Origin of the sequence: Lentzea sp. NPDC051838 (assembly GCF_040681245.1) — a bacterium.
In the GTDB taxonomy this organism is placed as follows: Bacteria; Actinomycetota; Actinomycetes; order Mycobacteriales; family Pseudonocardiaceae; genus Lentzea.
This window is the reverse complement of the sequence record NZ_JBFAYI010000001.1, coordinates 1-21,089: the sequence shown is the minus strand read 5'-3', so window position 1 is coordinate 21,089 and position 21,089 is coordinate 1. Positions and strand designations below refer to the sequence as shown.

General features: G+C 68.1%; 14 protein-coding genes. 7 read left to right on the top strand and 7 right to left on the bottom strand.

The features are described from left to right. Window positions 1-30: 30 nt before the first annotated feature. On the top strand, window positions 31-486 hold the full coding sequence (locus AB0M24_RS00070) for a hypothetical protein (RefSeq protein WP_363758472.1): 456 nt from the start codon (window positions 31-33) through the stop codon (window positions 484-486). Here AB0M24_RS00070 and AB0M24_RS00065 read toward each other — a convergent pair. Next, window positions 445-1,473, bottom strand: a complete 1,029-nt coding sequence (locus AB0M24_RS00065; protein WP_363758469.1) for a substrate-binding domain-containing protein — start codon at window positions 1,471-1,473, stop codon at window positions 445-447. The genes AB0M24_RS00070 and AB0M24_RS00065 overlap by 42 nt on opposite strands. A gap of 99 nt (window positions 1,474-1,572) precedes the next feature. Between AB0M24_RS00065 and AB0M24_RS00060 the strand changes: the two genes are divergently transcribed. After that, complete coding sequence (locus AB0M24_RS00060; protein ID WP_363758466.1) at window positions 1,573-3,414, top strand: discoidin domain-containing protein; 1,842 nt, start codon at window positions 1,573-1,575, stop codon at window positions 3,412-3,414. 43 nt (window positions 3,415-3,457) lie between these two features. Next, window positions 3,458-5,257: a ricin-type beta-trefoil lectin domain protein gene (locus tag AB0M24_RS00055; RefSeq protein ID WP_363758463.1), complete on the top strand. Its 1,800-nt coding sequence runs from the start codon at window positions 3,458-3,460 to the stop codon at window positions 5,255-5,257. Between the two features lie 52 nt (window positions 5,258-5,309). On the opposite strand, the gene AB0M24_RS00050 is transcribed toward AB0M24_RS00055, so the two are convergent. Continuing rightward, entirely contained in the window at window positions 5,310-5,525 is a 216-nt protein-coding gene (locus AB0M24_RS00050; RefSeq protein ID WP_363758460.1) for a hypothetical protein, read from the bottom strand. Between the two features lie 104 nt (window positions 5,526-5,629). On the opposite strand from AB0M24_RS00050, the gene AB0M24_RS00045 reads away from it, so the two are divergent. After that, window positions 5,630-7,285 (top strand): discoidin domain-containing protein, encoded by a 1,656-nt coding sequence (locus AB0M24_RS00045; RefSeq protein WP_363758457.1) that lies wholly within the window; start codon window positions 5,630-5,632, stop codon window positions 7,283-7,285. Here the strand turns inward: AB0M24_RS00045 and AB0M24_RS00040 are convergent. Continuing rightward, the gene (locus AB0M24_RS00040; protein ID WP_363758454.1) at window positions 7,275-11,294 is read right to left on the bottom strand and encodes a glycoside hydrolase family 3 C-terminal domain-containing protein; all 4,020 of its coding nucleotides are present in this window, start codon (window positions 11,292-11,294) and stop codon (window positions 7,275-7,277) included. The genes AB0M24_RS00045 and AB0M24_RS00040 overlap by 11 nt on opposite strands. A gap of 146 nt (window positions 11,295-11,440) precedes the next feature. Here AB0M24_RS00040 and AB0M24_RS00035 point away from each other — a divergent pair, with 146 nt between their 5' ends. Genes AB0M24_RS00035 through AB0M24_RS00025 form a run of 3 tightly spaced genes read left to right on the top strand, consistent with a single transcriptional unit; the run spans window position 11,441 to window position 18,480 of the window. After that, complete coding sequence (locus tag AB0M24_RS00035) at window positions 11,441-12,760, top strand: ROK family transcriptional regulator (RefSeq protein WP_363758451.1); 1,320 nt, start codon at window positions 11,441-11,443, stop codon at window positions 12,758-12,760. 23 nt (window positions 12,761-12,783) lie between these two features. Next, entirely contained in the window at window positions 12,784-15,861 is a 3,078-nt protein-coding gene (locus AB0M24_RS00030) for a GH92 family glycosyl hydrolase (RefSeq protein ID WP_363758448.1), read from the top strand. Between the two features lie 9 nt (window positions 15,862-15,870). Beyond that, entirely contained in the window at window positions 15,871-18,480 is a 2,610-nt protein-coding gene (locus tag AB0M24_RS00025) for a LuxR family transcriptional regulator (RefSeq protein WP_363758445.1), read from the top strand. Here AB0M24_RS00025 and AB0M24_RS00020 read toward each other — a convergent pair. From AB0M24_RS00020 to AB0M24_RS00005, 4 genes are read right to left on the bottom strand one after another with little or no spacing between them, the layout of a single operon-like run. Beyond that, entirely contained in the window at window positions 18,473-18,847 is a 375-nt protein-coding gene (locus tag AB0M24_RS00020) for a nuclear transport factor 2 family protein (RefSeq protein WP_363758442.1), read from the bottom strand. The two genes, AB0M24_RS00025 and AB0M24_RS00020, sit on opposite strands and share 8 nt — an antisense overlap. Next, window positions 18,847-19,215: an ester cyclase gene (locus tag AB0M24_RS00015; protein WP_363758439.1), complete on the bottom strand. Its 369-nt coding sequence runs from the start codon at window positions 19,213-19,215 to the stop codon at window positions 18,847-18,849. The genes AB0M24_RS00020 and AB0M24_RS00015 overlap by 1 nt, the downstream gene beginning before the upstream one ends. After that, window positions 19,215-19,634, bottom strand: a complete 420-nt coding sequence (locus tag AB0M24_RS00010) for a Dabb family protein (RefSeq protein WP_363758436.1) — start codon at window positions 19,632-19,634, stop codon at window positions 19,215-19,217. Before AB0M24_RS00010 ends, AB0M24_RS00015 begins: the two co-directional genes overlap by 1 nt. Before the next feature lies 1 nt (window position 19,635). Next, complete coding sequence (locus AB0M24_RS00005) at window positions 19,636-20,721, bottom strand: MFS transporter (protein ID WP_363758434.1); 1,086 nt, start codon at window positions 20,719-20,721, stop codon at window positions 19,636-19,638. Window positions 20,722-21,089 lie beyond the last annotated feature (368 nt).

Here is a 21,089-nt window from a genome sequence, read left to right as displayed (position 1 = left end):
GGGAGGGTTCGTGGTCATTAGGATCAGCCGGTGACCACGAACCCTCCCGAAGTCACCTTCACCAGCCGCAAGTCCGCAGTGGCCCAGCGCGTGATCGCCGGAGTGTCGATCGTCGCGGTGGCGGCGGGTGCCATCGCGCTCGCCTTCTCCGGTGAGCCGTGGTGGGCGATCGCGCTGTGGGAACTCGGCCTGCTGGTGACCCTGATGTTCCTGCTGGCGGTCTTCTCCTCGGCCAGGAGCGACGCGGACGAGACCGCCGCGCTGGTCGCCGCGGGGACCAAGGTGACCGGCGAGGTCATGGACAAGACCCTGTACGACACCGGCGACTCGATCTACTACCTGCTCACGGTCTCGGTTCCGTTGCCGGACGGCGGTTTCGAGGCGCGGCACCGGTGCAGCCAGCAGGAGTGCAAGGATCTCGAACCTGGCGGGCGGATCACCGTCCTAGTCGATCCCCAGACCCGAGCCTGGGCCGTCCTGCACTAGCGCGGTCGAATCCCGGACCACCAACGTCGTGGCCAGCTCGATGTGCAACGCCTCGGGCTGATGGCCGTCCAGCACCCGCATGAGCTGCGTGACGGCGATCCTTCCCATCTCCTGCAACGGTTGCCGCACCGTCGTGAGCCGCGGATCGGTCGCCTCGGCGAGATCGATGTCGTCGAACCCCGTCACCGACAGGTCTGACGGCACCCGCAGCCCACGTTCCCGCGCCGCCTGCAACGTGCCCACGGCGACCTTGTCGTTGAAGCAGACGATCGCGGTCGGCCGAGGCCGCAGGTCCAGCAGTTCCGACGCTGCCTGCTTGCCTTGCGCGGTGGTGGGTTCGACGTACCGCAGGCGATCAGGCGTCAGCAGCACACCTGCCTGAGCGAGCGCCGCGCGGTGGCCGGCCAAACGCGCATCACCCGCCAGCCACTCCGAAGGCCCTGCGATCACGCCGATGTCGCGGTGTCCCAGGCTGATCAGGTGGTCCGCCACGGCACGGGCTCCGGACGAGTGCGCGGCCGACACGGCGGCGATGTCCGGCGGCGGTGGCGTGCGCGGATCGACCACTACGAACGGGAAACCCGCCTCCGACAAGGCGACCAGTGCGGAGCCCTCCTCCGGCGGCAGGATCAGGATCGCGGCGTCGACGTCCGAACCGGGCAGGTCGCGCAGCGCGTCGGTGTGCTGGCCGGACTCCCCCGCGTCGAGCAGCAGGCGCAGGCCGTGCAGCTTCAGCGTCTCCGCGATCGAGGACACGATCAGCCCGAAGTAGTCGGTGAGGACGTACGGGCACCGCACGTAGACGGTCCGGACTCGCACCGGGGCCTTGCGACGTTCCAGGGCCTGAAGCACCAGGTCACGGGTTCGCGGAGCCACGTTCACATGATCATTGAGCACGCGGGAGACGGTCGCGACCGAGACACCGGTCTCCGCGGCGATGGCACGGAGGCTCGCGCGTTGTTTCACGTTCTCGATCTGACGTTCCACCAGGTCAATGTACCGGAACTCGTCCAGACCATTGACCCTTGCCACGCCCAGGTGTTTCATCCTGAAAGCTGATGTTTCACAGTGATGAACGGGTGTTACATGAGACGAATCGCGATCGTGGCACTGCTGCTCGGACTGACCGCGCCGACGGCTGAGGCGTCCAGCGCGCCGGAAGTGCGCGTGTGGGTCACCACGCCGGACCGCGCGGAGCTGATGCACGAACAGCCACGCGTCGCGTTCGCCAAAACCGATTCAACGCATCCGACGATCGTCGTCGACCCCGATCAGAGCTACCAGACCGTCGACGGGTTCGGCGCGTCCATCACCGACTCGTCGGCAGAGGTCCTCGCGGGCCTCAGCCCGGCCGTGCGCGCGGACACCCTGCGCAAGCTGTTCGACCCGGCGAGCGGCATCGGCGTCAGCTTCCTCCGCCAGCCCGTCGGTTCGTCCGACTTCACCGCAGCCAAGGACCACTACACCTACGACGACGTCCCGGCCGGGCAGACCGACTTCGCGCTCAAGCACTTCAGCATCGAGCACGACGAGGCGAAGATCCTTCCGTTGCTGCGCGAGGCAAAACGGCTCAACCCGAAGCTGAAGGTCATGGCCACGCCGTGGAGCCCGCCGGCGTGGATGAAGACCAACGACTCGCTCGTCGGCGGTCAGCTCAAGGACGACCCGAAGATCTACGACGCCTACGCACGCTATCTCGTGAAATTCGTTCAGGCGTACACCCGAGCCGGAGTGCCGATCGATTTCCTGTCGGTGCAGAACGAACCGCAGAACCGCAAGCCTGACGCGTACCCCGGCACGGACATGCCCGTCGCGGCACAGATCAAGGTGATCGAGGCACTCGGCCCGAAACTGCTCGGCTCCCGCACCAAGATCCTGGGCTACGACCACAACTGGGCCACGCACCCCAACGACGGCACCGCGGAAGCCGACTACCCGTACCAGGTGCTGCGCTCCCCCGCCGCCAAGTGGCTCGCCGGCACCGCCTACCACTGCTACTACGGCAACCCCGCGGCCCAGACCGCGCTGCACAACACCTTCCCGGACAAGGGAATCTGGTTCACCGAGTGCTCGGGTTCGAAGGGCGCGACCGACCCGCCCGCCAAGGTCTTCAGCGACACGCTCAGGTGGCACGCCCGCAACGTCGTCCTCGGCACCACCCGCAACTGGGCCCGCAGCGCGGTGAACTGGAACATCGCCCTGGACAGCACCGGCGGCCCGCACAACGGCGGTTGCGGCACCTGCACCGGCCTCGTCACCGTGCAGCCGAACGGCGAAGTCACCACCGACGCCGAGTACTACACGATCGGCCACCTGTCGAAGTTCGTGAAGCCGGGCGCGCGCAGGATCGCCAGCACGTCGTTCGGCACGACCGGGTGGAACGGCCAGATCATGGACGCCGCGTTCCGCAACCCGGACGGTTCCACGGCTCTGGTGGTGCACAACGAGAACGACGAGCCGCGCACGTTCGCCGTCAACGTCGGTGACCGCGCCTTCGAGTACACCCTGCCCGGTGGTGCGCTGGCGACGTTCACCTGGATCGCGCGTTTCCACAGCAAGCTGGACGCCGTTCCGCTCACCGGCGCCACTGCCACCGACCCCGCGCTGATCGACGACGACGCCTCCACCCGCTGGTCGAGCGGCGCAGCCCAAACGCCGGGTCAGGCTGTGCAGGTGGATCTGGGACGCCGCAAGGACTTCCGCCGGGTCGCGCTCGACAGCGGCGGCAACCTCGGTGACTACGCCCGCGGCTGGGACCTGTCGATCAGCGACGACGGCACGACCTGGCGTTCGCTCAAGACCGGAACCGGCACCGGTCAGCTGACCAACATCGACGTGCGCAGGACCAGCGCGCGGTACCTCCGCATCACGTCCACCGGCACGTCGAGCAGCTGGTGGAGCATCGCGGATCTCCGTCTGTACAAGTAAAAAACCTGGGCGCCCAAACCCTGCAAGGAGCGCTATGTCAACGATGACAAAACGCCTGCGTGGCATCGCGGTCGTGTCGGCCGTCGTGATGGCGGGGATCGCCACCCCGTCGGCGACCGCAGCGACCAACGCCAATGTGTGGCTCACCACCGCCGACCGCTCGAACCTGTTGCGGCAGCAGGCGGACGTGACGTTCGGCTCGGGCGGCACCGGGCCGACGATCACGGTCAACCCGAACCAGACCTACCAGTCCATGGTCGGTTTCGGCGCGTCGTTCACCGACGCGGCGGCGTGGAACATCTTCAACTCACCGCGTCGCAACGAGATCATGAACAACCTCTTCAACAAGACCACCGGCATCGGTATGAGCTTCATCCGCCAGCCGATCGGCGCGACGGACTTCTCCCGCAGCTTCTACACCTACAACGACGGCGCGGCGGACCCGACGCTCTCCCGGTTCTCGATCTCGCACGACAACGCCTACATCCTGCCTCTCCTTCAGCAAGCCAAGCAGCTCAACCCACAGCTCGCGGTGATGGCGACACCGTGGAGCGCCCCCGCGTGGATGAAGAACAACAACAGCCTCATCCAGGGTTCGCTCAACGACAGCAGGATCGGTGTCTACGCCGACTACCTGGTGAAGTTCGCGCAGGCGTACCAGGCCGCGGGCATCCCGATCGACTACCTGAGCGTGCAGAACGAGCCGAACTTCGAGCCACCGGGCTACCCCGGCATGCGGATGTCCGCGCAGCAGCAGGTCAACGTCATCAACACATTGGTGCCCAAGCTGCGCGCGGCCGGACAGCAGGCCCGCATCCTCGGCTACGACCACAACTGGGACGACACGAACTACCCGCAGACCGTGAACAACGGCGCGGGCAACAACGTGATCGGCTCGGCGTGGCACTGCTACGGCGGCAACCCGAGCGGACAGTCCGTCGTGAAGAACAACCAGCCGGGCAAGGACATCTTCTTCACCGAGTGCTCTGGCACTCGTTCCAGCGATGACGCCTCGACGTTCCGCGACACGTTGCGCTGGCAGGGGCTCAACCTCGCGATCGGCGCCACCCGCAACCACGCGCGGTCCGTCGCGATCTGGAACATGGCCCTGGACAACAACAACGGCCCGGTCATCGGCAGCTGCGGCAACTGCACGGGCGTCGTCCGGACCAACGGCAACGACGTCACCTACAACGCCGAGTACTACGTGCTCGGCCACCTCTCGAAGTTCGTGCAGCCGGGTGCGGTCCGCATCGACTCGACCGGATACGGCGAGGGCGGCATCCAGAACGTGGCGTTCCGCAACCCGGACGGCCGGATCGTGCTGGTGGCGCTGAACTCCGGTGGCGCGCAGAACTTCCGCGTGTCCTACAGCGGCCAGACCTTCGGCTACAACCTCCCGGCCGGCGCCATGGCCACGTTCACCTGGCCCGGCACGCTCGACCCCGGTCAGCCCGGCCGCACCGGCACCATCACGGGCCTGGGCGGCAAGTGCCTCGACGTCACGAACGGCTCGACCGCGAACGGCAACCAGCCGCAGCTGTGGACGTGCTTCTCCGGCAGCGCGAACCAGCAGTGGACGCTGGCCGCCGACGGAACCGTGCGGGGGCTGGGCAAGTGCCTCGACGTCACCGGAAACGGGACGGCGGACGGCACGGCGGTGCAACTTTGGGACTGCTTCGGCGGCGGGAACCAGCGCTGGACCGCGACGAACGGCGCGCTGGTGAACGTCGGCAGCAACAAGTGCCTGGACGTCATCGGCAACAGCACGGCTGATGGCGCGAGACTGCAGATCTGGTCGTGCACGGGTGGGGCCAACCAGAGGTGGACCGTACCCGCGTAGTGAAGACGGCGAGGCCGGTGTCCGAAGACGGCGGGCACCGGCCTCGCTCTTTTCACCGCACGAACCGGTAGATCTGGCCGTCACGCAGCTCGTAGGAGTCCGGGGCACCGACCGGCGGGGTGGCGGCCAGATGCGCGAGCACCTTCGTGCGGCCGCGGATCGTCACGCCGCCCTCGGTCCAGTGCAGGTACGGGTGCAGCAGGAACTTGAGCCCGTCCCAGTCGCGGGCCTCGATCGCCGCCACGGCGTCGTTCACCACTTGGTCCACATGCATCAGTACAACACTTGGCGCAATACCGGTTCGTCTACATCTTGCGTGTTCTTGTTCACTTCTTGCACTCTGGAGTCGGATCGCCGACAAAGGAGTTTGCGATGTCCCTGTCCAGACGAACACTCCTCAGCACCGCCCTGACAGTCCCCGCCCTGCAGTTCCTGCCCGCCGCCCAAGCCAGTCCGCCCGGTGACGTGGTCGGCAAGATCACCGTCGGGTACCAGGGCTGGTTCGCCTGCCGCGGTGACAGCTCCCCCATCGACGGCTGGTGGCACTGGAACAACAACTGGAGCCAACCGCCCGCTCCCCCGACGAGCTCGGTCCGGGTGTGGCCGGACGTGCGCGAGTACACCCGCACCTACCAGACCGCGTTCCAGAACCTCAACGACGGCCGCCCGGCCACGCTGTTCTCCAACTACGACAGGCAGACCGTCGACGTCCACTTCGCCTGGATGCGCGACAACGGCTGCGACACGGCCGCCCTGCAACGCTTCAACCCGACCGGCGGCGAAGGCCCGATCCGCGACGCCGTCACCGCGCACGTGAGGTCTGCCGCCGAGGCGACCGGGCGGAAGTTCTACATCATGTACGACGTCACGGACTGGCTGACCATGCAGCCGGAGATCAAAACTGACTGGCAGAACAAGATGTCGGCGTACATGTCGTCGCCCGCCTACGCCCGCCAGAACGGCAAACCCGTCGTCGGCATCTGGGGCTTCGGGTTCAACGAGCCCAACAAACCGTGGTGCCCGGAGCCGTGCCAGGACGTCATCAACTGGTTCAAGGCGCAGGGTTGTTACGTCATGGGCGGTGTGCCGACGCACTGGCGGCTCGAAGGCGAGGACTCCCGCAAGGGGTTCGCGAGCGTCTACCGGTCGTTCGACATGATCTCGCCGTGGATGGTCGGCCGGGTCAACAACATCGGCGAGTCGGACCACTTCCACACCAACATCAACGGCCCGGACCAGGCCGAGTGCACCGCGTTCGGCATCGACTACCAGCCCTGTGTCCTGCCCGGCGACGTCGCGCAACGCCAACGGGTGCACGGCGACTTCATGTGGCGGCAGTTCTACAACATGGTCCGCCTCGGCGTGCAGGGCATCTACATCTCGATGTTCGACGAGTTCAACGAGGGCAACCAGATCTGCAAGACCGCCGAGACCCAGGCCGACGTACCCGCCGGATCCGGCTATCTCGCCCTGGACGAGGACGGCACGCGTTGTTCCTCCGACTACTACCTGAGGCTGACCAACGACGGCGGTCGCATGCTCAAAGGCCAGATCCCGCTGACTCCAACGCGTCCAACGCAACCGATGCTCGGCAATCCGCCGGCGCCGAACGTCGACCTCGCGGCTGGCAAGCCGACGCAGCAGAGCTCGCAGACCCAGCACTACGGCAGCGGGTACGTGACGGACAACGACCCGCGCTCGTACTGGGAGAGCGCCAACAACGTGTTCCCGCAATGGGTTCAGGTCGACCTCGGCACGCCGGCGATGCCGGGGCGGGCGGTGCTGACGCTCCCGCCCGACCCGGCCTGGGGACGGCGGACCCAGGTCATCACCGTTGAGGGCAGCTCCAACGGCCAGTCGTTCACCGTGCTGCGACCGGCCGCCGGGTGCGAGTTCGACCCGGCGACCGGCAACTCGGTCACGCTCTCGTTGCCCGGCAACGAGGTTCGTTACGTCAGACTCACGTTCGCGAGCAACACGGGCTGGCCCGCGGGCCAGTTGTCCGGGCTGAAGCTGTTCACGACATGAGGTGAATCGGCACGACGTTGTCCCCGGAGACGACGAACCGCACGCGCCCGATCGCCTGGCCGGCCGTTCCGATCTGCAACCGCAGATCGGAATGGTTGTTCTGCCTGCTGGTCAACGCCGCTTCGGGCAACGGGATCACCGCGGTCTTCCACGTCTCGGTGCCGGTGTTCGTGACGAACTGCGAGTCGCGGTAGGCGTTGTTGCCCACGTTGCCGAACGAGTCGTACTGGATGTTCCAGGTGCTCGTGCCGCGGTCGAAGTAGTCGACGTGCGCCGTGGCCTGGTAGCGGCCGCCGGGCACCACGCTGTCGTCGATGTCGAAGTACATGAACGGCGACGCGGAACCCGTTGTGGTGCGGCCGGTTCGCCCACCGACGGTGATCGGTGTGGTGCGGCCGTCGTCGCCGTCCTTGATCCACGCGCCGCGCGGTGTGTCGGGGTTGCCGAGGTCGGCGCCGACCACCGCGTCGGCCGACTGCCCGATGCCGACGGCGAACACGTGCATCGCCGGGTTGTTCGGCACCTGGCTCGGCGCGATGTCCGGCAGGATCACGTACTTCACCGTCTTGGCCGGGTCGAGCGGTGCCCACGCGAGGTAGACGTGCACGCGCTGATCTTGACGGGTGCTGTTCGGGCCGACGTTGATGTACGGGGTGGCGGCGGCGATCGAGGTGCCCGGCAAGGCGTTGCCCGACCACCAGTCCGCGAACGACAGCGTGTAGCTCTGCGTGCTGCCGTCGGTGTAGACGATCGTGCCCGGTGCCGAGGTGCTGCCGAACGCGCTCGAGCCGAGGAAGCCGAGCAACCGGCCCTGGCCGCTCACCGGCAGCACCTGACCACCCGCGACGACGTTGTTGGCGGTGTTCGGCTGCGGCCAGGTGAACGGGATGCCGCCGACGTTCACCGGACCGGACGCGAGACCTGCCGCCGCCAGTGCCTGCGCGGAGTAGTTCAGACCGCTGCCGTCGAACGCGCCGCTGACCGGCTGGTTGTCGTTGCTGATGCCGGTGTTGGTGAACGCGGCCGCGACCGAGCCGTACGGGACCTTGACCGTGCCGCCTGCTTCGAACGCGCCGAGGCTGGAGCTCGCCGTGAACCCGATCTGATAACTGCCTGGGCTCGCACTGCCGGACACCGTCCACTTCACCGTCACCGAGGCACCGGCGGCAACGCGGTCGAACGTGGTCGGCGTCGTCGGCGTGGCGGTCCAGCCGTTCGGCGCGGTGATCGTCACCGACAGTCCGCGCACTTCTTCGGTGCTGCCGTTGGTGAACGTGGCGCTCGCGGTGTCGGACGTGCCGGCGGCCAGGATCGACGGCACTGTGCTGGTCAGCGTGCCGGTGACCAGGATCGGCGCTGAGCCGGAGACTCCGTTCACGGTCGCGGTGATCGTCGCGGCGCCGTCCTTGATCGCGCGCACCACGCCTTGGGAGTCCACCGACGCGACAGCCGGGTTGCTGCTCTTGTAGCTGACCTGCGCGCGGCTGAGGTCCACAAAGGTCTGGTCGTCGTTGACGGCCTCCAGCACCCGGTCGGCGGTCACGTTGGTGTCCGTGGCGAGCCAGCGGTTCTTGCCCAGCAACGAGAACGTCTGGCCCGGCCGGTGCACGACGTTCTCAGGCTGAACGGTCACGTGCTTCACGCGTGGTGTGATGGCGCCGCTCACCCGGACGTCCTTGCGCGCCACGATCGACGCCGCGTCCGTGCCGACGCGGAACTGGTAGGTGCCCGCCGTCACCGTCTCGCGCTTGTTCACCGTGTCCCACAACGCGAGGTCGCGGACCTTCACCGGGATCACGACCCGTTGCGTCTGACCTGGGGTGAGCAGGCGGGTCTTCTGGAACCCGGCGAGCTTCTGCAACGGCACATCGCCCGTGCCCGCGCCCGGTGCGGCGACGTAGAGCTGGGCGACCGTTGTTCCGGCGCGCTGACCGGTGTTCGTCACGTCGAGGCTGACGTTGACGGTGTCGTTCGGGGAAGCGGTGGTCCGGTCCGCTGTCACGTTCGAGAACCTGAAGGTGCTGTAGCTCTGGCCGTAGCCGAACGGGAACGTCGGCGTGCCGGTGAAGTACTGGTAGGTGCGGCCGAGTCCGCCCGTTCCCGCCGCGTTGAGCCGGTAGTTCTGCATCGGCGGCAGCTGCGAGTCGTCGCGGTACCAGGTGAAGCTGAGGTGCCCGTCCGGGTTCTGCTTGCCGAACAGCACGTTGGCGAGCGCGGTGCCCTGGCTCTGGCCGTTGTAGCCGCTGAACAGCACCGCCGGGACCTTCGTCTGGTCGAACGTCACCGGGCCCATCGCCTGCACTGCGAGCACCGTGCGCGGGTTGCCGAGCGCGCTGACCTGGTCGATCAACGAGGTGTAGTTGCCGGGCATGGCGATCGTGGACCGGTCCTTGCCCTCCCGTGCCACGTCCATGTCCGTCCCCGCGAAGATCACGACCAGGTCGGCGGCACGCACGGCGTTCTTGGTCGCGTCGCTCAGCACCGCCGGAGAAGTTGCGGTCGTGGAGGTTCCGGCCGCGTCGAACACGACCGAGGCGTTCGGCAGCGCGGCCTGGATGCCCTGCACGACGTTCACCGTGTGGGTCGGCTGGCCGCTGTAGCCGCCCAGGGTGACCTTGTTCGCGAGGTCGCCGAGCACCACGACCTTGGACGTCCGCGCGGGATCGGCGGGCAGCACGTTCTGGTTCTTCAGCAGCACCACCGAGTTGTCCGCGACCTTCGTGGCGAGCGCCTGGTTGGCCGCGCTCTCGATCACCGACTTGGTGATCTTCGTGTAGCCGACCTGGTCCGCCGGGTCGAACTCACCGGTCGCCATGCGCATCGTGAACACTCTCACCAGCGACGCGTCGAGCACACCCTCGGACAGGATGCCCGCGTCGATGGCGGCCTGGACGTTGGTCACCGTCGCGTTGGCGCCCTCGCAGTTCAGCTGCGTGCCGGCGCGCAGACCGAACGCCAGAGCTCCCGCGGCGGCCGGGATCTTGCGACTGGTGGAGTTGTTCGTCCACACGACCTGGGCGCCCTCGATGGACGAACGCCAGCCCGGCGCCGCCCACAGGTGCCCGGTGGGCGGCGGCTGCCAGACCGTCGCGATCGCGTCGCAGTCCGACACCGAGTACCCGTCGAAGCCGTAGGTGCGCTGCGCCAGCTGGTTCACCAGGTAGCCGTGCACCGCGCCGGGCGTGCCGTTGATCGAGTTGTACGACGTCATCAGGCCACTGGCGTGGTCGCGCTCGATGATCCCCTGGAACTGCTTGAGGTAGTACTGCCGCAGGTCGGCCTCGGTCGCGGCGGAGTTGCCGGACAGCCGATCGTCCTCGACGTTGTTGAGCGCGTAGTGCTTCAGCGTCGCGGCGACCTTGAGGTACGGGGTCGTCGGGGTGCCGTCGATCGTGTTGCCCTGGTAGCCGTTGACGAACGCGCCCGCCATCCGCGTGACCAGGTGCGGGTCCTCGCCGAAGCCCTCGTCGGTGCGGCCCCAGCGCGGGTCGCGGTCGAGGTTCACGGTCGGCGCCCAGTACGTCAGGTCGCCGTACTCGTTGATGTCCGGCCCGATGTTGTTCTGCCCGGTGCCGAACAACGACTTGTCGACGAAACCCCTGGCCTCGTCGGAGATCGCGGTGGTCTCGGCGTGGATCAGGCCGGGATCCCACGACATCGAGGTCGCGAAGTTCACCGGGAAGCTCGTCGCGTGCACGTTGTCGACCCAGCCCTGGCCGCCGCCGCGCGGGTCGCCGCCGAGCCGGTTGAGGCCGTGCTGGCCCTCGCTCCAGTACGTGTACTGCTGCACGCCGAGCCGCGGGATCGCCGGGGCGTTGTTGGTGTGCAGCTGCCGCACCTTCTCCGGCAAGGTCATGCGCGACACCAGGTCCGCCGCTCGTTCGGCGAACGTGTAGCGGGTGTCGCGGTAGATCGGCGTCGCGGCCGCGGCTCTGGCCGGGCCGGTCGCGACAACGCCGCTGATCACGGTCAACGCGGCGACGAGTGCGGGCAGCAAGCGACGAGACATGGAGGACCTCCGCCAGGACCGAAGGTGAGCCTTCGCAACGCGGAGTTCACGGTTCCGCCGATTCACGACACAAGTCAACGTTTTGCGCGAGTTCCGGTACAAACTTTCGCCTGAAGTCGGAAGAACTCCGTTGCTAGAGTTGTCCGATGTCAGAGACCCCGGCCAACATGCGGCGCCTCGGCCGCCTGCGCGTGCTGCAGGCGTTGACCGAACTGGGCGAGGTCTCGCGCGGGGATCTGTTGCGCTACACGGGGTTGTCGCGCGCCACGATCAGTTCGCTGATCGGCGACCTGATCCGTGAAGGGATCGTCCGGGAACAGAGCGCGGGGTCGGCCAAGCCCGGCCGCCAGCCAGACGTCACTGCCCGCGAACAGAACGCGGTGTCGGCCAAGCCCAGCCGCGAGCCAGCCCTCGCTGCCCGCGAGCAGAGCGCGGTGTCGTCGCACCTGGTCGGCGAGCCACCCCACCGCGAACCCGGCACGCCATCCCGCCTCGGCCGCCCACCCCAGGTCATCTCCTTCGTCCCCGAAGCCGGGTACGCCTTCGGTCTCGACATCGGCCACGACCACGCCCGCCTCGTCCTGAGCGATCTCACCGGCACCCCGGTCTGGGACGACAGCGTCGACCTCGACGTCGACAGTTCCGCCGACGCCACCGTGTCCGCGGCCGCCGAACTGGTCGAGGCCGCGCTCGAAGAGGTCGACCGCTCCCTCGTGCTCGGCCTCGGCGTGGGCATCGCGTGCCCGGTCGACCGAAGAACGGGTGTGCTGCGCGCCGAGGGGATCATGCCCGCGTGGGTCGGCGCCAAGCCGGCGGAGATGCTGACCGACCGCACGGGCCTGCGCACGCTCGTGGTCAACGACGCCAACGCATGCGTTGTGGCCGAACGCAGGTACGGCGTGGCGCGCGCGTGCGACGACGTGGTCTACCTGCGGCTCTCGGCCGGGATCGGCGCGGGCGTGGTGTGCGACGGGCAGATGCTGCTCGGCCACGACGGGCTGGTCGGCGAACTCGGCCACATCTCGATCGACCCGAACGGCGAGGTGTGCCGGTGCGGCAACCGCGGCTGCCTGGAGACCATCGCGAGCCCGTCCGCGATCGCCCGGTTGTTGTCGCGCAGCTGGGGCCGGGTCGTCACGAACGCCGAGCTGATGGCGTTGCTGCTGGCCGGTGATCGCGGTGCGGTGCGGGCGGTGGAGGACGCGGGTGAGGCGGTCGGCAGGACGCTCGCGATGACGGTGATGGCGTTGAACCCCGAGCTCGTGGTCGTCGGTGGTGAGCTCGCGGCGGCGGGCGATGTGCTGTTCGACCCGATCCGGCGGGCACTGCGACGGAACGCGCTCAGCGATCTGCACGGTGAGCTGCGGATTCTGCACAGCGCACTGGGTGACAGCGCCAGTGCGCGCGGGGCCGCCGCACTCGTGCTCGCGGAGGCGCCGAACCTCCTCACTATTGACAAGGTTTGATCAAAAACCGATAGTTCAAGCCCATGCGCTGTGCAACTGTGTTATCACGGAGCGTAGTAGCGGTTGTCGTGGTGCTCGGTGTGATCACGCCACCGGCCCAGGCGGTTTCCCTTGTCGCTGACCCTGTTTCGCTCGTCGACCCGATGATCGGCACCGGCAACGGCGGCGAGACGGTCGGCCAGATCAACAACTTCCCCGGTCCCGCCGTGCCGTTCGGCATGCTGCAGTGGAGCCCGGACACACCCGGCGCGTACGCGGGTTATTCGTACGACAGCACCAAGATTCGCGGGTTCAGCCTCACGCACGCGTCGGTCGGGTGCACGCAGTACGGCGACGTGCCGATCCTGCCTGTCGTCGGTGACGTCGGTGCGGCGCCGTGGAACCGGACCGAGACCTTCTCGCACAGCACCGAGATCGCGAAGGCCGGCGAGTACGCGGTGACGCTCGCCGACTCGAACGTCCGCGTCGACATGGCGTCCGCGACCCGAACCGGGCTTTCTTCTTACACATTCCCGGCCACCGACGAGGCACGTGTGCTGGTCAAAGCGGGCGCGAGTCTCAACGGCAACAAGGCCGCGTCGGTGCGCACGGTCAGCGATCGCGAGGTCGTCGGATCTGCGGTGACCGGTGACTTCTGCGGCAAGAAGCACAGCTACACCATCTACTACTCGCTGACGTTCGACCGTCCATTCACGACGGTCGGCAGCTGGGACGGCACCTCTGTCAGCCCGCCGTCGAGCTCGTTCGACGTGTCCGGGCCGCGTTCCGGCGGCTACCTGACGTTCGACACCAGCGCTGATCAGACCGTTCGGGCGAAGGTCGCGATCTCGTACGTTAGCGTTGAAGGCGCACAGAAGAACATGCGTGCGGAGATTCCTGACTGGGACCTCGCGCCGATCAAGGCCGAGGCGCGGAAACTCTGGCACGACAACCTGTCCCGCATCGAGATCGGTGGCGGCACGACGGACCAGCAGAAGACGTTCTACACCGCGCTGTACCACTCGTTGCTGTACCCGACGACGTTCAGCGACGTCGACGGCCGGTACATCGGGTTCGACTCGAAGATCTACTCGGTGAGCGGGAAGCAACGCGTCCAGTACGCCAACTTCTCGTTGTGGGACACGTATCGCTGCCTCGCCGCGCTGCAGGCGTTGCTGCGGCCGGACATCGCGAGCGATCTCGCCCAGTCTCTGGTGAACGACGCCGTGCACTTCGGATGGCTGCCGAAGTGGCCGGTGATGAACTCCGAGTCGGGAGTGATGAGCGGCGACAACGCCACACCGTTCCTGGCTTCGCTGCACGCGTTCGGCGCTCGGGACTTCGACACCGCGACGGCGTTGCAGTACATGGTGAAGGGCGCGACGACGCCGGCCCCGCCCGGTTTCCCCTACCAGCAACGACAAGGCGTCGTGGACTACCAGAAGTTCGGGTACGTGCCGAATGATCGTTCCGAGCAGGGACACGTGCGGCTGGGCGGGTCGCAGACGCTGGAGTACGCGCTCGACGACTTCTCGATCTCCCGGTTCGCGTCGGCTCTGGGCAAACCCGATGTCGCACGGACGTACGCGGCTCGCGCGCAGAACTGGCAGAACGTGTTCGACGGCGGCACCGGATATCTGCGGCCCAAGGACAGCGTCGGAGCGTTTCCGTCCGGGCCCGGGTTCGTCGCGCCGCCGCCTGGCAGGTTCGGGCAGGACGGGTTCGACGAGGGCAACGCCGCGCAGTACAACTACTTCGTCCAGCAGAACATGGCCGGGCTGATCACCGCGATGGGCGGCCGGGACGCGGTGAACAAGCGCGCCGACACGTTCTTCCAGCAGCTCAACGTCGGGCCGAACGCGCCGTACCAGTGGTCGGGCAACGAGGTCGACTTCGCGACGCCGTGGCTCTACGACTACACCGGCCAGCCGTGGAAGACGCAGGAGGTCGTGCGGCGCATCGAGAAGCAGCTGTTCTCGGCGACACCGAACGGTGAGCCCGGCAACGACGACCTGGGCGCGCAGTCGTCCTGGTACGTGTGGGCGGCGCTCGGCCTCTACCCCGTCACGCCGGGCACCACCGATCTCGCGCTCGCGAGTCCGTTGTTCTCCAAGGCCGTGATCCACCTGGCGAACGGGCGGACGATCACGATCAACGCCCCCGCGGCCGCCACCGATCGTCCGTACGTCCAGCGCCTGACGCTGAACGGAAGGGCGTGGGAGCGCACCTCCCTGCCGTCTTCGGTGTTGCGGGACGGCGCGGCGCTCGGCTTCGACCTGTCGGCCACGCCGAACACCTCGTGGGCGACCTCGCCGAGTTCGGCTCCGCCGTCCTATTCGGAGGGTCAGGCCGGCGCGATCGGCTACACCAGCCCGACCGGTCAGGTGGTCGCGCAGGCCGGCACGTCCTTCCCGCTGACCATCGGTGTGGTGGATGCCGATGGACGCTCCGATGTCGTGCACTGGACCGCGAAGCCTTCCGCCGGGATCACCGTGACCCCGTCGTCGGGCGTTCTGCGCGGGCGGAGTTCGCAGCAGGTGAGTGTCGCGGTGAACGCGCCGTCCGGTTATCACTCGGTTCCGGTGAATTTCACGGACGAGTCCGGACGGGCACTGCCGGGCGGAACGATCAAGGTCACGGTTCCAGCTGCGGACGGGCGGGCAACGGTGTGCGCTGATCTCGCTGCCGCAGACACCGAGTGCGGGTTGCAGCGGCTGGACAGCGGCGACGGGCACAGCGAACCGGTGAGCGTTGACGGCAGGCCAGGGCGCAAGACGCTCGACGGCTACCTGTACTTCGCGATCACCGACGACCTCGTGCCCGCCGGTTCGGCCCATGCCGCGACGATCACAGTGGACTATCTGGACACCGGCACAGGGCAGTGGAACGTGCAGTACGACTCGACCGGTCAGCCGTACCAGGGCAGCGCCTCCTGGACGAACACCGGTACCGGCACGTGGCGGACAGCCACCTTCACGCTGCCCGACGCCGGGTTCTCCAACAGGCAGAACGCCGGTGCGGACTTCCGGCTGTCGACCGGGCCGGGGTTCGTGGTCTCGCGTGTCCACGTCGGCGTCTCAGGTGGGAGCGTTCTCCCGCTGCACCTGTGTCCGGGTGACTAATGTGCGGTCATGCGCACACACCTCCTCGGCCGTGATGACGAGATCCGTTGTCTGGACGGGTTGATCAGCGCGGCCGGGGAGGGTCGTGGCGGAGCGCTCGTGCTGCGCGGCGAGGCGGGCATCGGCAAGTCCGCGCTGCTGGACCACGTGCGGGAGGCGGCGTCCGGGTTCCGGCTGCTGGAGGCGTCGGGGTCCGAGTTCGAGACCGAACTGCCGTTCGCGGCGCTGCACCAGTTGTGCGTGCCGGTGCTGGACCGCCTGGGCGAGCTTGCTCCCGGTCGCCGGGCGGCACTGGAGGTCGCGTTCGGGCTGGCCGGCGGACAGCCGGACGTGCTCCAGATCGGACTGGCCACTTTGGACCTGCTGTCCGCCGCGGGTCCGTTGGTCTGCCTGGTCGACGACGCGCACTGGCTCGACGAGGCGTCGGCGCGGGTCTTCACGTTCCTCGGGCGGCGGCTGGCGGCGGATCCGATCGTGCTGGTGCTCGCCGCACGAGAACCCGGCCTGATCGCTCAGCTTCCCGCGCTGGTGCTGGAAGGCTTGCCCGATGCGCAGGCACGGGCGTTGCTCGCGGCCGAACCGGTGGACGACAAGGTGCGGGAGCGGCTGCTCGCCGAGGCGCGCGGCAACCCGTTGGCGCTGCTGGAACTGCCGCGCGCGGGCGGGTTCGCGCTGCCTTCGGTGTCGTCGGCGCCGAGCGCGGTCGAGGCCAGTTTCCAGAGCAGGGTCGCTGCGCTGCCCGACGACGCGCGGTCGTTGTTGGTGGTGGCCAGTGCCGATCCGACAGGTGAGCCTCGGCTGCTGTGGGCGGCGGCGGGGCAGCTCGGGCTGGATCTCACGACAGCCGGTGCGGTCGCCGAGGCGTCCGGGCTGGTCAGCCTGTCGACTCGGGTCCGGTTCTGCCATCCGCTGGCACGCTCTGCCGTCTACCTCGCGGCCGATGCCGCGGAGAGACAGGCCGCGCATCTCGCGCTCGCGGCGGTGACGGACGCTCAGGCGGATCCGGATCGGCGGGTGTGGCATCTCGCGCAGGCCGGTACCGGACCTGACGACGAGGTGGCGGCGGAGCTGGAGAGATCGGCGTCCCGGGCGCGGTCTCGCGGTGGGGTGGCGGCGGCCGCGGCGTTTCTGGAGCGGGCGGCGGCGTTGTCGCTGGACCCGCGGTTGCGCGCGCTGCGCACGCTCGCGGCGGGCGAGGCGAAGTTCGACGCAGGAGCCGTGGACGACGCCGGCGAGTTGCTGAGCACGGTGGATGTGGGATTGCTGGACTCGTCCGAGGTCGCGAAGGTCGAGAGGTTGTGTGGGCAGGTCGCGTTCGCCCGCAACCCCGCGAACGACGGACCTGGGTTCGTGCTGAGCGCTGCCCGGCGGATGACCGGTGCGGCGGCTCGTGACTGCGTGCTCGACGCGCTGGAGATGGGGCTGGTGGTCGGGCGGGCCAGCGGGGTCATGGACGTCGTCGTGCGCGAGGCTCGGACGATGCCTCCTGAGCCGGACGTGCTGAACGCGCTGGTGGTGCTCGCCGAGGAAGGGCATCGGGCCGCTGTTCCGTTGCTGCGGAAGGCTTTCGACAGTCTCGTGTGGACTCGCCATCCCGCGCTGGCGACGATGCTGGCGGGCGAGCTGTGGGACACCGCGGTGCACCACACGGTCACCGACTGGCTGATGAAGACCGGTCGGGAGGCCGGGTCGCCGTTCGTGTTGCGGCTCGGGCTGGCCCAGACCGCTGTGGTGGCGGTGCACGCCGGTGATTTCGGGGCGGCCGCGTCGGCCATCGCCGAGGAAGAAGCCGTCGCGGACGCGCTGGGCGTGACTCCCCTGCCCTATCCGCGGCTGCACCTGGCGGCGATGCGCGGGAGCGGCAAGGAGCTGGTGACGCAGATCCAGCACGCGACGCAGGCTGCCGCGCGCGTCGAGGGGCTGCTGGTGGCGAACGCGCAGTGGGCTTCCGCCGTGCTGCACAACGCGACCGGCCAGTACCCGGCGGCACTTGCGGCCGCGCAGAAGGCCGTGGAGCCCGGGGATCTCTACCTCGCCGGGATCGCGTTGCCCGAGCTGGTCGAGGCGGCGATGCGGTGTGGTGAGGAGAAGTCCGCGCTGGAGGCGCTGGAGGATCTCACCGAACGAACCTCGGCGGCCGGTACCGAGTGGGGCCTGGGAGTCGCGGCGTCCGCGCGGGCTCTGGTCTCCGGTGAGGAATCGGACTACCTGGCTGCCCTGTCGCACCTGGAGATCACCACGGCTCGGCCGTACCTGGCGCGGGCGCATCTGCTGTACGGCGAATGGTTGCGCCGGGCCGGTCGGCGGGTCGACGCCCGGGAACAGCTGCGAACCGCGCACTCGTTGTTGTCCTCCATGGGAATGCAGGCTTTCGCGACGAGGGCGGCTGTTGAGCTGAAGGCCACCGGGGAGGTCGCCCGCAGCCGGTCCGCACAGGCTGCGGACGACCTCACCGAACAGGAACAGCACATCGCGCGGCTCGTGGCCACCGGGGCGACGTCCAAGGAGGTCGCCGCCCGGCTGTTCCTGAGCCCCCGCACGGTCGATGCCCACCTGCGGAACGTCTTCCGCAAACTGGGCATCAACTCGCGGCGGCAGCTGGCGGGTGTGTTCAGCTGATCCTGGGCATGATGCCGAGCTGTTGAGCGGCCCAGAGACCGTCGGCGTTGAGCCAGTACTCCACGATCTTGCCGTCCTCGGTCCGGAGGATGTCCGTGCCGTGGAAGGAGATCTCGCCCGCCTCGGCGAACCAGCGGAGCACGTGGAACGGTTCCTCCGAGATCGGCCCGACCTCGACGGTGAACTTCAGGCCCGGCATGTTCTCGTGGGAGCCGCGCACCCACTGGACGAGGGCCTCGCGTCCGCTGTGGTCCTGGCTCGGGCCACCGGTGAGCGGTGCGACGTGCCAGACGAAGTCGTCGTGGACGATGTTCTCGGCGAGCGACAGGTCGCCGTTCCAGAAGTCGATCCAGGCCTGGGTGGCCATCACTGGGCTCCGAGCTGCTGGGCGGCCCACAGGCTGTCGGCGTTGGCCCAGTACTCGACGATCACGCCATCCACGACACGGAGGATGTCCGTGCCGTAGAAGGAGATCTCCCCGGCCTCGGCGTGCCAGCGCAGCACGTGGAACGGCTCCTGCACGATCGGTCCGACCTGGACGGTGAACTTCAGCCCTGGCAGGTTCTCGTGCGCGCCCCGCACCCACTCGGCGAGGTTCTCGCGTCCGGTGTGGTCCTGAGGCGGCCCACCGAGCAACGGTGCGGCGTGCGAGAGGAAGTCCTCGCTGACCGTGGTCTCGACGAGGGCGAGGTCACCGTTCCAGAGGTCGGCCCATGCCTGCGTGACGTCGATCATCACTTGTCTCCGTGCGGGCCGGGGGCAGCGCTGCCCGTGTACTCACCGAGGTCGGACACGAGCTTCGTGAGCTCGGGGTCTGCGTCGTAGCGCTTCTGGTGCAGCGCGGCGATCTTCGCGCCCATCTCGGGGTCCTCGTCGTCGGTGATGTCGAACGACACGAACTTGTCGACGAGCGGCAGACCCACGCGGTCGGTGTTGCGGTGGGCCGGGTGGATCAGGTACTCCCAGTAGCCCTCGAGGTCCTCGATGACGAACGTGGCGCCCCACTCGAACTCGCCACCGTAGTCCCGGCCGACGACGAACGACTTGACGCTCGGAATCACGCGCCCCTGGTTGCGCAGGCTCTCCAGCGCTTCCTCGATCTGCTCGGGCGAGGCGTCCTGGCGCAGGGTGAAGCGGTTGCCGTGGTAGATCATCTCAGTTCTTCTCCTTGTGTGCCAGGGCGAGGACCGCCCCTGCGATGGTGGTGACGACACCGGTCCAGATGAACGCGGCAGGGATGCCGGCCGTCTGGACCAGCGGTGCGATGACGAGCGGTGACAGGAACTGGCCGAGGAAGATGCCGGCCACGAGTCCACTGAGGACTCGCCCGCGTTGCTGCGGGCCGGCCGCGTTGGCCAGTTGGAGGTTCAGGTTCGGGACGACGAGGCCCACGCCGAAGCCGCCGACGAGGAGTCCCGCGGTGACCAGTGGGATGGAGTTGCCGAAGCCGATCACGAGCCAGCCGAGACCCAGGAGTGCGACGCTCGCTGCGGTTATGTGGCCCTTGGGGAGTTTGTTGAACGCCAGGGCGCCCGCCACGCTGCTCAGGGTGCTACCGGCTACTACCAGGCCGATGACGGCTGGGCTGGCGTTGAGGTTCTTCAGCAGGAACGGGAGCTGGGTCGGGGCCATGTAGAAGACCAGCGTTGCCGTGCCCGCGAGCAGGTAGATGCTGATCGCCTTCTTGGGGAAATCGGCTTTCGCTGCTTTCAGGGTGGTTCTGGCGTCGTGTGTCAGCCCGGTGACGGCGGCCAGTGCGATTGCCGCTGCGATGCTGTAGAGCCAGAACGGCAGGCGCCAGTCGATGCCCGCGAGGATTCCCGCCAGCGGGAGGAACATGACGCCGCCCAGGCTGGCTGCTGCCTGTTGCAGGCCCAGGAATCTGCCTCGTTCCGGGCCGTCGAACCAGTCCGTGATCAGGGCGCTGACCGACGTCATGATGCCGCCGACCGCCAGGCCCAGAAGGGTTCTGGTCATGAGGAGCACGGGGAGGCTGTCGACGAAGTAGCCCGCGGTGCCCGTGATGGCGTAGGCGGCGAGGCTGGCGGTCAGGAGGGGTTTGCGGCCGACTCGGTCTGCTGCCAGGCCCGCGATCGGTGCGCTGATCGCGATCGCCAGGGAGGTGATGGTGAGGGCGAGCCTGACCAGGACACCCTCGCCGTACACCTCGCCCATCGCGGGGAGGCTCGGGGCGATGATCGCCGCCGCCATGATCGTCAGAGTGGCGGAGGCCAGGACCACCGCCCTGGCCGTTCGCGTTGGTGCAGGTCGTGTCGTTGTCACACGAGGAGTTTTGCGATTTCGGGGTGTCGTTCGCGTCGGTAGGTACTACGTAGATGGCTGGGTTACGTAGTCCTGTGGGGTGGGCGCTGACGCGCCGTGCGGTGGTTGCGGTTGCGGGTGAGCTGCGGTTCCAGCGGGGTGGTCGCGTGCCGTGCGTTCTGTCGCCTTGCGTAGGTGGGCGCGCGGGTCAAAGACCTGACGAGCTTTGGTTTCGTCATCGCCGCTTCGCGACGATTGCGATTGGGGCTTGACTTCGGGGCCCTTGCGAGGCGCTTGTTCGGGCGGAAAAGGTCGGATGCTCCGCACCCGCCCGATCCGAAAAGGGT

Excerpts from the sequence above, each read along its gene's own strand:
- AB0M24_RS00060 (WP_363758466.1), top strand. The coding sequence starts at position 1,573 with ATGAGACGAATCGCGATCGTGGCACTGCTGCTCGGACTGACCGCGCCG.
- AB0M24_RS00055 (WP_363758463.1), top strand. The coding sequence starts at position 3,458 with ATGACAAAACGCCTGCGTGGCATCGCGGTCGTGTCGGCCGTCGTGATG.
- AB0M24_RS00045 (WP_363758457.1), top strand. The coding sequence starts at position 5,630 with ATGTCCCTGTCCAGACGAACACTCCTCAGCACCGCCCTGACAGTCCCC.
- AB0M24_RS00040 (WP_363758454.1), bottom strand. The coding sequence starts at position 11,294 with ATGTCTCGTCGCTTGCTGCCCGCACTCGTCGCCGCGTTGACCGTGATC.
- AB0M24_RS00035 (WP_363758451.1), top strand. The coding sequence starts at position 11,441 with ATGTCAGAGACCCCGGCCAACATGCGGCGCCTCGGCCGCCTGCGCGTG.
- AB0M24_RS00030 (WP_363758448.1), top strand. The coding sequence starts at position 12,784 with ATGCGCTGTGCAACTGTGTTATCACGGAGCGTAGTAGCGGTTGTCGTG.
- AB0M24_RS00025 (WP_363758445.1), top strand. The coding sequence starts at position 15,871 with ATGCGCACACACCTCCTCGGCCGTGATGACGAGATCCGTTGTCTGGAC.
- AB0M24_RS00020 (WP_363758442.1), bottom strand. The coding sequence starts at position 18,847 with ATGGCCACCCAGGCCTGGATCGACTTCTGGAACGGCGACCTGTCGCTC.
- AB0M24_RS00015 (WP_363758439.1), bottom strand. The coding sequence starts at position 19,215 with ATGATCGACGTCACGCAGGCATGGGCCGACCTCTGGAACGGTGACCTC.
- AB0M24_RS00010 (WP_363758436.1), bottom strand. The coding sequence starts at position 19,634 with ATGATCTACCACGGCAACCGCTTCACCCTGCGCCAGGACGCCTCGCCC.